The sequence below is a fragment of the Halomonas saccharevitans genome (genome assembly GCF_032333995.1).
Classification (GTDB): Bacteria; Pseudomonadota; Gammaproteobacteria; order Pseudomonadales; family Halomonadaceae; genus Halomonas; species Halomonas saccharevitans.
Window position 1 is genome coordinate 735,652 of the sequence record NZ_JAVXUR010000001.1, and the last position, 12,282, is coordinate 747,933.

Below are 12,282 nucleotides of genomic sequence, written 5' to 3' on the forward strand. Positions count from 1 at the left end.
CATGCCCGCCTACTTCGTGACCGGCACCGACACCGATGCCGGCAAGACCCTCGTCACCAGCGGCCTGCTCGCCCTGGCCCGGCGCCGCGGCCTCACCACCCTGGGCCTCAAGCCCGTGGCCTCCGGCTGCGAGGAGACCGCCCAGGGGCTGCGCAACGCCGATGCCCTGGCCCTCGAGGCGCAGACCCGGCCGGCCCTGCCCTACGCGACGATCAATCCCTTCGCCTTCGCGCCCGCTATCGCCCCGCACCTGGCCGCCCGCCGAGCCGGGGCGACGCCGACGCTCGAGGCGCTGGCGGAGCATGCCCGGGCGCCGCTCGTCCTAGATCGCGATCTGACGCTGCTCGAGGGGGCGGGCGGCTGGCGGGTGCCGCTCAACGACCGCGAGGACCTGTCGGGGCTGGCGGTGCGCCTGGAGCTTCCGGTCATCCTCGTCGTGGGGCTGCGCCTCGGCGCCATCAGCCATGCCCGGCTCACCTGCGATGCAATCCGCGCCGACGGCCTGCGGCTGGCCGGCTGGGTGGGCAACCTCCTCGATCCTGGCTTCGCGTCGGACGATGCCCTCTACCGCGACAACCTGGCGACCCTCGACGCCACCCTCGATGCCCCCTGCCTCGGCGTGGTGCCGAGGCTCGCGGCCGAGGGACACGAAGCGCTGGCTGCAGCGGCCGCCGAGCACCTGGTGCTGCCCGATGTCGATTGACTTGCGCGAAGGCGTCCGTAGAATGTGCACGCCTGCCTATCCGTGCGGATGTGGTGGAATTGGTAGACACGCCAGGTTTAGGTCCTGGTGCCTTCGGGCGTGGGAGTTCAAGTCTCCCCATCCGCACCATCTCAGTATAATCAACTAGATACGCGCCAAATCGTGCCACCGAGTCACACAGGTGGTCACACAATGGCAATCCCCTTCACTGTCCGCAAACCGTCCGGTGCTTATCATTTCAGATGGCGTATTCCCGCTGATTATCAGCATCTAGGAGTTGAACTCCGGCTATCACTTGCCACCACAGATAAGCACGAGGCACGAGCCAAGGCAGCAAATTTGCGCCTCAAGGCCGAGTCGCTGATCCATGATGCCGAGTCGCTGGACGAGTTGCGCCAGCAGCTCTCAGAACGGCCAAGGCGGCGACACACGCCACGCCAAGCACCTGCCCCTAACCCTACCCTCTCGGCCTTGTGGGAACGCTATGCAAGCCACCAGCTTGTCGATGCCAGGGACAGGACGCGGCACCAGTCACGCCATGCCCTCGGCGTCATGGTGGAGCTAGTCGGCGACATGCCTGCGGATAGCTTCGACAAGGCGGCAGCGCGTGACTTCGTGGAGCGGCTGGCCGACTACCCGGCCCGGCGCAGCCTGGGGCGGCAAGCATCCATGACGTTGGACGAGATACAGGCAGGCGACTATCAGCGAATCAGCGCCACCACGCAGAACAATATATCCACACTGGTCTCGTCCTATGCAGCGTGGCTGGTCAACTTCGGGTATCTCGGCGCCAATCCGTTAACGGGCATCAAGCCGAAACGCAGCAAGGCCACAGCCAAGCGCAAGACATGGACGCGGGACGAACTGGCGCTATGGTTTGATGCTCACCAGCAGGCGACGGGCTGGCGCTACTGGCTACCCCTGCTCGGCGTCTATACCGGGGCGCGACTAGAGGAACTGGCGGCACTGGCGCCGGGTGACGTACTCCAGCATGGCGACATCTACCACATCGACATCCATGGGCGCGATGGGCGGCAAATCAAGAATGCCGGATCATGGCGACTAGTGCCGATTCATAGTCGATTAATCGAACTCGGGCTCCTCGATCTAGTGGCGAGCCGTAAGGAGAATGAAAGGCTATTCGATGTGGAGCCATGGCAGGGGCGCTACGGATTCAAGCCGTCGAAATGGTTCACGCGCCAGCGGGCGAAGCTGGGGATAGCGCCAGACTTCCACGGATACCGTCACACGGTCGCGGAGGAGTTGCGGCTAAGGGGTGGGCAGGGTCACGCCATCTCGTGGCTATTGGGGCATTCAGCGCAATCTATGACGGATCATTACGGCTCGGACGGCGACAAGCTTCAGCGATTACCGATGCTTTACGAGTTGGTGGAGCGTCTGAACTGGGGCATCTAAACCCACGCGGGCGGACGGCAGCCGACATAATCCTCGACCACCTCGGGCACGGGCCGAGTCATGGCGGCGGGGGCGAACTTGCGGCCCGCCTCTAGGGCATCGAGCATCAAGTCGCCCAGCCGGTCGGCGTCCATGTCGCCACCATAGCCAGCCAGCAGGTTCGCCAGTAGCTCGCGGGTGCCTAGAAGATCCTCCAGCGCCTCGCCGCCATCAGGCGGGTATTTGACGCCACGCCAGGCGGCCTGGGCGTCAGAATAGAAAATGCCAAGCGCCTTCCCCCAAAGGTTCGCGCAGCTCTCAGCCAGCTCGGCCACTTCCTCAGCGCCCAGCGGCTCCACGTCCGTGTGGAGGTCCAGCAGCTCGGCGGCACTCATGTAACCTTGTTCCGGTAGCTGGCAGCGCCACGGCTGGCGAACTCGCGAACCCGCTTATCGACCACGCGGCCAACGGCCTCAGGATCGGTCGCGCCATTGATAGTGAAGTTTATGTTCTGCGTCACGCCCGCCTGGGGGTTATCGCCAAGATGCCCACGGACGCGCGGCACGTAGTCCTGCGTTTCCTGGGGCGCGTGTTGCAGGAAGTCACCAGGCCCGTATTGCTTCAGCAGCCTACTAACTCGGCCTGGGCCAGTGTTATAGGCCGCCAGCGCCGCATCCATGTTGCCATCGAACTCGCGCAGCAGGGCGCCAAGGTAATCTTCCGCGAACCGCTCATGCTCGGCCACAAGGTCGGATTGCAACGGCATGACGCCGAAGCCCGGATCTCGCCCAGTGTTCGGCATTATCTGGTACTGCCCGCGAGCCCCGGCTGGGCTGGTGATGAGGCGCCCTTGTGCGTCCCGGTGGCGGTTGCCGGACTCCACAGCACCCACAGCGTCTAGAAGCTCGTCCATGCTCGGGCTGCCCGTGGACGACTGAGGCTGTGGCGCGTCATCACCCGGCCCGAGCGATGGCAAATACTTGCCCACATCATCGGCCAGCCAGTCGGGTAACCATGGCGTCTCGCGGATAAACTTGTCACCTGCCGACTCGCCAGCGTCCGGCAGGTACTTGGTCAAAAAGTCGATGATGCGCGTTAACTCGGGGCCAGCCTCTACCACGAGTTTGTCGCCCATCTCATCCATCGCGCGGGACAGTTCGTTAACCGCTCGGACGACTTCTTTGCTTGTCTCGATCTCCTCCTCGGTCAGTGTCCTAAACTCGGCGGCTTGCTCCAGTTGCGCCCGAAACTCGCCCGGCCCGCCGCGCAGCAGGTTAGCGATGCCAGTGCCTTCAAATCCGAGATCGCCAAGCGCGAGATTGCGCTGCGTCTCGTTAAGCCCTTGCAACTGCTCAGACAACTCAAGTAGCGCCTGCATCTCGGATTGCGCGGCTGCAATCGGCCCGGCCTGAATGCCGAATTCGCCGGCGGTGAATAGTGCGCCCTCGCCTCGGGTGAACTGGTCGCGGAGGTCACGCATTTGGCGCAGTGCGCCTAGAGCGTTGCTGGCATCGCCGCCCACCTGCTGGAACGCGAAGCCCAGCCGGTCGGCTTCATCGGCGGACAGCCCCAAGGATTCGGCCATGAAGCCAGCAGCGGCCCGCGTCTCGGCCATGCGGGTGATTGCCGTGGCGCTGCCTGCGGCGGCAGTGATGGCGGCGCCTGCGGATAGAGCATTGTTGCGAAGGCCTACGAGGGCGGATTGGCCCTTCTGGAAGCTAGCCGCATCGGTGTCAAGGGATAACCCAACCAGTAAATCCGAAATAGTTTCAGCCATCAGTGCAGCACCTCTCGCATTGCCAGCGCCTCGTCAGCGGTCATCTCGCCGCGCTGGATAGCCAGCGCGACCAGCAGCGCGGTTGCCACGCCAATAGCCGCTGCGTCGGTATCATCACGAGGCGCGGGTGGGGTTTGGATGAAAGCCAGCGGGTCGTCATCGTGGGCGCGAACGTGGCGTTCAACATCGGCGTTCGTTTCGGAGACGAACGCCTTGAATTCCTCGGTCGTCGTGATGCCAAGCTGGGCGGCGATGGCGCTGAATGCTTGTGTTACCGGGTGCATTTAAGGCCCCCCATCTTGGAGCGAAGGCGGGCCACAGTAGGAGACTCGGCCCGCGTGTTGTGGTGTTTGGCGGCTGTGTGTCCGCCTGCCGTTTGGGCGGCGCGGTGGCCACGGCTGCCCAGATTCTGCCGACGCTTTCCGAAACTCATTGGCCACCCCCATGGCGACGGGCCAGAAAATCGGCGTGTGCCTTGTCCCGCTGGGCTTGGGCGTCACTGGTGCCAAGGTCGCGGCGGTAGCTCGAGGCGGCGTCGGGGCTCAGCGGCTTGGATGCCGCTACCTTTTCGGCCATGTATTTCTCATAGGCGCTGTCGATGGTCGCCTGCCCCTGGCGCCGCTCGATCCATTCCTGCCGGGCGGCCTCGCGTTGGCGCTGTGCGTCGGTGGTCGTGGTCATGGTTGCAGACTCCTCGGGGTGGCGGGCTAGAAACTCGCGCATCGCGTTACCAACGATCTTGCGGCCAATGGTCGCCGCATCGGTGCCGGGCTGAATCCAGTGGCCACGGGCGGGGGGTACGTCGCGGAAGTAGTGTTTGGTCATGTCATGCCTCCTGCACAAGCGATGCGGTAGAAACGATCTCCAGCGCCCCGGCCTCAAGGTGGGCGCGGAACGAAGCGTTATTACGAACGGCGGCGTATTGCTCGGCGGAAAGCTCAGTGTCGCCTGCCTCAAGCTTGATAGAGCCAATACCCACAGAGCCGCCGCGACGGTTGCGAACGGTGGTGCTGGGCTCGACGCCTTCAGCCAGCACGAACAGCGCCGGGCGGGCCTGCTCCAGCGCATCGACATAGCGTTGTGCCTCGGCTAGCTCAGCGGCGCGGGCTACGTGCTCGGCCTCAAGGGCGGCCACGGCTTCGGGGTCCATTACTTTGCCCATAGTACGAAGCCCCTCGATGCTGGGCTTGTCGGCCCATTCGGCGGGGCTGGGGAATGAAAGGAGGCCGGTTTTTACGCTTCGGTCGAGGCAGGCGAGCACCAGGGCGGCGAACAGTTGGCGCTGCTGATCGGCGGCGTATCCGTTGGCGGCGCTGGCACAACGGGCCACCAGCTCGGAGCCGTTACGGGACACGCTGGCAGGCAGCGGCATGTCGGCCACGGCGGCGGCAAACTGGCCGACGATGATTCCAGCCATCTCGCGGCCTTGCTTGCCGGTAAGCTCTTTCTCGGCAGCGGCCTCGATGATGGCTCGCAGGGCCTCGCGTTCGTCGCCCTGCCCCATGGCCTCGGCTAGCTCGTCGCGCAGCGTCTGGGCGCCCTCGAGGGCGGCAGAATGGGCACCACGGACGGATTCAACGGCGGCGCGTTGCGCTTCGTCCTGGGCGGCGGTGAGTTGTTCCAGGTCGGTCAGGTTCATGTGGCTTCTCTATTAGATGAACATTTGAATAAGAGTGACTAATGCGGCCATATAAGCTGATCCGCAAAAAAGGCCCAATACAAAGTCGGGAGATATTTCTTTCATTTCATAACCTCGTGATAAGTACGCTCAGCTTCAGCGCGTGATACTGATTTATGTGGAGTGGGATTAACGGAGCCGGTTTCGATAAATCCGCGATAGAGGTCGGCCATAAAGCTTGGACTTTCCTGAAGGTCGCGGTAGAAGTCGGCAAGGGTGCGGCAATGGTTGGTCGGGCGTCGGGACTCGAGGGCGGTCAGGCGATTGACTAGGCGCTGTCGCATACGTCCTCCCGTGTTACCGGGCGGCTGCTCCATTCGCCGGACGCTTGCCGCTCCAGGGTGACGCCCTCCAGCGGGTCGCCATCTCGGCCAGGTATCAAGATGATTCGATCAATGCCGGACACGGTGACGGTCTGCCGCTCCAGCTCGGCTAAGCGGGCATCGAGACGCCGGTTCACTGCGCAGACTCCAGCGCCGCCAGTCGGCGTTCTAGCTCGTCAATCTCGGTGATCCGTGCCACCTGCCCCAACGCGGCGACAAGCTGCGATGCCACATCGGCAGGCACTCGACCAGCGGCGGCCTCGTCAACCAGGCGGCGAGATACACCTGCCAGACCATCCGCGCCTTCAAGATCCACATGGATCGGTGCGGGCTGTGCCTTCAGTGGCGGCAGCAGGCGGTCAATAACCACTTTGGCGGCAGTCATATCGCCAGCCAGTGCGGCGGATACCACCTTCTCGACAACGGCGGTCCCATGCTCGGCCAGGGACCGGCGCAGCTCGGTTGAGGCCGACTTGGGGCGGCCAGCGGGGTTGCCACTCCTCCCCTTGGGGAATTGTCCGTTTGGCAGTCGTTCGCTCATTAACGTGTCCTATTAACCTGTAGCCATATTATAGCAGGAGCCTATCAGGATGACAAACGACGATAGGTCGAGTCTATCAGGTGGAAGTCAAGATAAGACGGATAATCTTGCTTTTGCTGCGTTCGCAGCATGAGAGGTCGGGCATGTATAAGCCGCCCATCCCCCGCTAGTTGCTCGCGTCTCCAGCGCATCGGTCGGGTATCGGGCGGATAATTCCATCTGCGGACTGGCAGTGGCGCGGCTCGGCACTGTCGCGGGTAGGGGCCTGCTCTAGACGTGCGTATCAGGTGGGGTGCAGTGCATCCCCAGTGCAACGGTCACAAGGGGGGTTGCACTGCATGATGCACTGCTGCGAGCCCAGCAACGGCGGGGCTTTCAGACTGATAGTGCATCCTAGTGCATCGTTATCGAGGAAAAATAAATACTATGCGCCCCGAGCAAGGCGCCAGCACTCCTGGGTAATATGCTGGCCTTACCTATTTTTTTCCAAATGTTGGGAAAGGGGATGCACTACGTTGCACTAATTGGCCGCGAACCGCTCAACCATGCGGGTTTGAGCCAGTGCATCCCCCAGTGCATCCCCCAGTGCATCCCCCAGTGCATCCCCCAGTGCATCCCCCAGTGCATCTTCGATGCACAATAGCTTAAAAACCCGCTCAGTGGCGGGTTTCAGTAAACCGATGTCGCTCCAGAATTATCGAGCAGCTCTATCGTGGAAAGACATGAGCATCGGAAAACACTGGAACCATCGCAAAAATCCCGCTCGATATACGAACCTCTCTATTACCAACGTATTTCCCGATCACTCTCACAGCCTGATTAAAATATATATCCCCGTGCAGAACGGGATTAATAATCACACAACCAACAGGGTGCATATCCCAACTAACATCCGGCCACCATGACAAATACGCTCCCCCTCTCTTGCTGGTTATAAATGTCGTTAACTCGTAATACTTACCATCACCACCACCAACACTGGGGTTGAATAACAATTTACCCCCATTACTTGGCACGTGCAAAGCTCTAGCCTCATCAACGCTTTCCACTGAAGCAATGCCTTTTCGAATATCTTCTACCTTCTTCCAAAGCTCATCTTGCATACGTTGGTTATCGATTCTGTTATTAGCTGCTACCATTTCTCTAGCGCTTTCCGCACAAGTAGTCCCAATCTTCAACTTACAGTAGTCATCAAAATTATAAAGATTCCTGGCAGCTTCAGCATCACGACCCACTAGATCATTATAAAACTCTCGCGAAAAAAACTCATAGGCCCTATCCCATTCCTCAAGCTCTAAATATAAAGGCTCGCCCTTTAAATCGTTAGGCATTCGATAAGCTCGCCTCATATTCTCTGCAAGTAAATTAATATCCCCAGCATCAATTAAACCCCCAAGCTCTCTGTCTATTCGATCAAGATCTCTTTTATTCGGATAATGATATTCATTGGACGCCCGGTTAGCACACCCTGCAATCACCAAAACTGCTAAAATCACGATAAATAAACTGATTCTCATTAGCATAACCCTGAAACAGAAAACCTAAATATAACCCTAGCACTCTTCGCCAGGCACTGCTCTACGGCACCGGAATTGATTTGGCTACAAAAAAGCCCCGCACGATGACGGGGCCTTGGTTTGACTAGATTCGTCGAGCAGGTAGGTTGAACATCGTTCGGCCATTGCTACGTTTCGGCTCGCCAAAGCGTTGGCGTAGCAGAATCCCCATCCGGCTTGCCTGGCTACGGTTGGGCTTGTCGATACCCATGGCCTTCAGCACCTCGGTTGAGGTCATGCGCTGGAATGCTGGCTCATCAATCGCGAAGGTATCGAGAAGCATTTGTTCCAGCGGATCAACTTGCTCAAAGTCGCTGTTCGAGGAAGCCAGCCGCTTCTCTTCGTCAGGCGTCAGCCACCACTGTTCACCGGCCTTGTACAGCTCATAGACTTGCGCCCAAAGCTGCTGAAGGTCGTCGCAAGGCTGCTCATAGTGCAGCGCGGTGACTTCGACCGTCCAGAACCTAGAGTTACCAGTCGGATCGACAAGGAACTGGCTATCGTTAACAGAGCCACAGAACACGGTACGGCGCGGCAGCATCGACTCTGCGCGGGCATACGGCTTGCGGATACGGTCCTCGCCGCTGGTGACGAACGCCTTTAGGCGGGCGATGTCAGCTTTACGGAACGTGGCATCAAGCTCGCCAATCTCGACGATCCAGTTTGAGACGGCGCCGGTCACGCTGTCTTTATCGGATGGGTCGATAGTGGCGCCTTCCTTGAAATACTCGCCAAGGTGCTCGGGCAGCAGATTACGGAACCAGCTTGTCTTGCCAATGCCTTGCGGGCCGGTGAAGACCAAGACACCACGAGCATGGAAGCCGGACGGCTTGGCGATGGCGGCTACAGCCGACACCAGCCAGCGGGCGATAAGCATGTCTTTCAGCTCGTAATCGAACTGCTCGGAGACGGCCACCCCATCCAGCAGGTCGGCCAGCCGATCCTCGCCATCCCAAGGCTTCGACTCGATCCAACTAAGGACGGGGTTATAGGCGTTTTCGTCGGCAACGGCGAGCATGTAAGGCGCCAGCTCGCCTACCGGCAAACGGTTGAGGTGGGCCAGGCTCGTGATGTGCGCCAGCGTCGCGTTGTCGTGGTTATCCCGAGTGGTGGACAGACCAGGGACTAACGACTCGTCACGCTTGGCGATAAGGTTATAGCGCGGGTGAATACCATAATGAGCTAGCAGCCGCTTGAAGTTGGCCAGCGTGGACAACGGTTTGCCGCTGCTCTTCATGTGCGGCCACTCGCCTTCCGGCATCTCTTCCTGCTGGCGCTGCTGCATCATGCGGTTCTGATCCTGCATTGCCGCGTCGTCGATCTCAGCCAGGGTGATGCCGGTTTCTGCCTGGAAGGCCCTCGAAAGGGCCTCTTGCAGTTGCCGCATCTGTGTTCCAACCGGGTGATCGAGAAGGAACTCGTACTCGCCCGCCGTTTGTGCCATGTCGAGACACTGCTCGTGCCACTCAGCAGCGCGACGGTTGGGCCACTCTGCCAGCTTGGCGCGGATTTCTTCGCGGTCTACTGCCCACTCGCTCGACAGCTCTTCGCGATAGGCGGCAGCATTGGCAACCATCAGTGCCGGTCGCTCGTGCTGCTCATACCGTGCAAGGCTGGCCCGCAGTTCTTGCATCTCACCATAGGTGCGGCGCACGGCGTCGGGGGATGCTAGTAACTGGCTCATGCTTCACCCCCTTTCTTGCCGTGCTCGTAGTCGTTCTGTGCAAGACCCCACATGGCCAGACGTTCGGCAAATACCTCGTCGTCACGCACTAGTTCGTGGAGCCATACGGGCTCTACGCGGTATTCCTTGATTGACACAATCACGCCATCAGGGCGAGAAAACGACTTCCAACGAGTCACCACGGGCCATCCGTAATTCTCTACCAAATCCTTGGCACGGCGAGAGGCATTGCCCATGCCATACGCACGAAGGCGGTCATTATCGAGCCATCCCTCATTGAGCATGAGCCACAGGCAACGGGCATTGCTTGAGCCCACGGCAGGGAAAGAAACAGGCTTGGTCGGAGCGCCGAACAAATCGAATTGCATACCCATTACCGCACCTCCCCATGCTGGACGTACTCGGGGCGGTGTTCGGCTACCCACGCGGCAATAGCAGCAGGATCGAACAGCGGGCGACTTGTCGGACCATAGCTGGCGACGGGAGAGGGAAATGCGGGATGCTTGCACCACCGCTGAACGGCAGCCAGGCTACGAAGTTGGTAGGTTGAGCGAATGTCGCTCAGTGCGAATAGATGTCGCATTTGGTCTAGCTCCACGGCAATTTCTGTTGCCATGGGGGCGTTATGCAGCTAGACTAGCCGGTGAAAGAAAGGAGCTAGTCAGGCACCACCCCACATGGTGCTTGCACTCACTAGAGAGGCTCGGGCTCGTATCGTTGGCGCGATATGGGTTCGGGCCTTTCGCCGTTCTAGCTTACCCAGCAGTTTATAACATTCTGGATCGTTGCGCAAGCACTGCGTTTGCACTTTGTCCAATAGAGATTACCTATAGCTAAACAGGTCTGCGATTAACTTGGCGCACTGGATTAACTGCCGCGGCAACGCGAACATAGTGGGGACACTAACTGGCACACTTTGGCGAATTGGTATGATATTTGCTTATCTCGTACCACGTTGATTTTATTTAGGTCCTGGTGCCTTCGGGCGTGGGAGTTCAAGTCTCCCCATCCGCACCATCTCAGCGTAATGCGAATCCCTTGACCCGACGTCATCGACGCCGGTCGACCTCTTTCTGTCGTACCATATGCCGCGCTCACCCGGCGCAATCGCCCTCGATCTCGTTGGCTCGGTGATGGTCATCGGCCTGCTCGCACACGCTCTCATGGATCCGCACGCGATCGCGCCCCGCCTGCTTGGCGGCATAGAGGGCCTCGTCCGCCCAGGCCATCGCCAGCGACAGGCGACGCTCGGCAGCGTCCGACGCGCCGGGAAGCAGGGCCACCCCCAGGCTGATCGAGACCGCGAGGCTGAGCCCCTCGCCCTGCCCCGGCAGGCCCAGGCGGAAGGGCGTCGCCACCACGATCCGCCGCAGCCGCTCGGCCAGCGCTACCGCCGAGGCGTCGTCCCGGCCCCGCACTACGACGGCAAACTCCTCGCCGCCTAGGCGCACCAGGGCGTCCTCCTCACGCAGCGCATCGCGCAGCCGCCGGGCCAGCAGACGCAGCAACGCGTCGCCGGCGGGATGGCCGTGCGCGTCGTTGACGCGCTTGAAATGGTCGATGTCCAGCATCAGCAGGTGAAGGCGCCGCGCCTCGGCGCGCGCCTCGAGCCATCTCGCCAGGCCTCGCCGGTTGAGGGCCCCGGTCAGGGTGTCCGACTCGGCGGCGCGCCAGGCGTCCTGCTCGTCGCGCTTGCGCTGACGGATATCGATCAGGATGCCGGCGATGATCTGGGGGCGCCCGGCCTCGTCGCAGCGGATCTCCGCCAACAGATCGAACCAGTGCTCGTCAGCATCGCCGAGGGCCAGGCGCACGTCGAGCCGACACATTGCCTGGCGCTGAGACAGGGCGCGCCGCAGCTCGGCCCAGAGGCGCTGGCGGTCCTGCCGTTGCACGCGCGCCAGCAGCCGGCGCAGCGGCACTCGGGGGTAGGTGGCGGGATAGTCGAGCAGCGCCTTCAAGGCCTGGGAGCACCACACCCGCCCATTGGAGAGCACCACCTCCCAGACGCCGCAATTCGTCACCTGATGGAAGAGCTCGAGCTGGCGGGAGCGGCTGGTCAGCTGGTGACGATAGAGAGCCGCGGCGATCAGCTCGCTGGCGGTGGTGAGCAGGTCGAGCCCCGGCCCCTGCCAGGAGATGGCGCGCTCGCAGTCGTCGATCCCCAGGGTACCCCACCATTCCCCATGAACGACGATCGGCACCGTCGCCATGGAGCGGATGTGCTGGCTCTCAAGATGGCGCCGCAGCGGACTCTCGTACATCCGCGGCACGCAGAGGTCGTGGGCCTGGCCGGCGCGGCGCTCCTCGATCATGCGTCGATAGACGGGATCGCCCAGCGCAGAGTGGAAGAAACGGAAGCGGCGCTGCATCAGCTGGCGATAGCGAGGCGCGGCGGCCCACTCGAAGACGTAGTCCTGCACCACGGCCTCTTCCCTGAGTTCCAGCAGCTGGAAGATCCAGACGCGACTGGCCCCGGTACTACGACCAATCTCGGCGAGCAGGCGATCGACGCCATCGGCCCAGTTGGCGTCCTGCATCAGGGCTCGGCTCTCGCGGGCCAGGGCCGCCAGGGCCTGGGAGGCGCAGGGCAGCCTCACCTCGGGCGTAGCAACGTTCATGAAG

At 61.3% G+C, this 12,282-nt stretch carries 12 protein-coding genes and 1 tRNA gene; 3 read left to right on the forward strand and 10 right to left on the reverse strand.

All coding sequences use genetic code 11. The annotated features are described in order from the left end of the window. Window position 1: 1 nt before the first annotated feature. The 3 genes from bioD to RSO68_RS03425 all read left to right on the forward strand — a co-directional run bounded on the left by bioD (window position 2) and on the right by RSO68_RS03425 (window position 2,119). Entirely contained in the window at window positions 2-703 is a 702-nt protein-coding gene (bioD, locus tag RSO68_RS03415) for a dethiobiotin synthase (RefSeq protein WP_315585439.1), read from the forward strand. 44 nt (window positions 704-747) lie between these two features. After that, window positions 748-832 (forward strand) — tRNA-Leu (locus RSO68_RS03420). 63 nt (window positions 833-895) lie between these two features. Next, on the forward strand, window positions 896-2,119 hold the full coding sequence (locus RSO68_RS03425; protein ID WP_315585440.1) for a site-specific integrase: 1,224 nt from the start codon (window positions 896-898) through the stop codon (window positions 2,117-2,119). On the opposite strand, the gene RSO68_RS03430 is transcribed toward RSO68_RS03425, so the two are convergent. From RSO68_RS03430 to RSO68_RS03475, 10 genes are all read right to left on the reverse strand, one after another. Beyond that, window positions 2,116-2,493 carry a hypothetical protein gene (locus tag RSO68_RS03430; RefSeq protein ID WP_315585441.1) on the reverse strand — a complete coding sequence of 126 codons (378 nt, stop codon included), beginning with the start codon at window positions 2,491-2,493 and terminating at the stop codon, window positions 2,116-2,118. The genes RSO68_RS03425 and RSO68_RS03430 overlap by 4 nt on opposite strands. Further along, entirely contained in the window at window positions 2,490-3,875 is a 1,386-nt protein-coding gene (locus RSO68_RS03435) for a transglycosylase SLT domain-containing protein (RefSeq protein ID WP_315585442.1), read from the reverse strand. Before RSO68_RS03435 ends, RSO68_RS03430 begins: the two co-directional genes overlap by 4 nt. Continuing rightward, window positions 3,875-4,159, reverse strand: a complete 285-nt coding sequence (locus RSO68_RS03440) for a hypothetical protein (protein WP_315585443.1) — start codon at window positions 4,157-4,159, stop codon at window positions 3,875-3,877. The genes RSO68_RS03435 and RSO68_RS03440 overlap by 1 nt, the downstream gene beginning before the upstream one ends. Before the next feature lie 145 nt (window positions 4,160-4,304). Continuing rightward, window positions 4,305-4,700, reverse strand: coding sequence for a hypothetical protein (locus RSO68_RS03445; RefSeq protein WP_315585444.1), 396 nt, complete (start codon window positions 4,698-4,700; stop codon window positions 4,305-4,307). A 1-nt stretch (window position 4,701) separates the two neighbouring features. After that, on the reverse strand, window positions 4,702-5,514 hold the full coding sequence (locus RSO68_RS03450; RefSeq protein ID WP_315585445.1) for a hypothetical protein: 813 nt from the start codon (window positions 5,512-5,514) through the stop codon (window positions 4,702-4,704). Between the two features lie 495 nt (window positions 5,515-6,009). After that, window positions 6,010-6,417 (reverse strand): DUF5681 domain-containing protein, encoded by a 408-nt coding sequence (locus tag RSO68_RS03455; RefSeq protein ID WP_315585446.1) that lies wholly within the window; start codon window positions 6,415-6,417, stop codon window positions 6,010-6,012. 707 nt (window positions 6,418-7,124) lie between these two features. Further along, window positions 7,125-7,934, reverse strand: a complete 810-nt coding sequence (locus tag RSO68_RS03460) for a hypothetical protein (RefSeq protein ID WP_315585447.1) — start codon at window positions 7,932-7,934, stop codon at window positions 7,125-7,127. 124 nt (window positions 7,935-8,058) lie between these two features. Then, complete coding sequence (locus RSO68_RS03465; protein WP_315585448.1) at window positions 8,059-9,657, reverse strand: virulence-associated E family protein; 1,599 nt, start codon at window positions 9,655-9,657, stop codon at window positions 8,059-8,061. Continuing rightward, window positions 9,654-10,031: a hypothetical protein gene (locus tag RSO68_RS03470; protein ID WP_315585449.1), complete on the reverse strand. Its 378-nt coding sequence runs from the start codon at window positions 10,029-10,031 to the stop codon at window positions 9,654-9,656. Before RSO68_RS03470 ends, RSO68_RS03465 begins: the two co-directional genes overlap by 4 nt. Window positions 10,032-10,751: 720 nt before the next feature. Then, on the reverse strand, window positions 10,752-12,278 hold the full coding sequence (locus RSO68_RS03475; RefSeq protein WP_315585450.1) for a sensor domain-containing diguanylate cyclase: 1,527 nt from the start codon (window positions 12,276-12,278) through the stop codon (window positions 10,752-10,754). Between the last annotated feature and the right edge of the window lie 4 nt (window positions 12,279-12,282).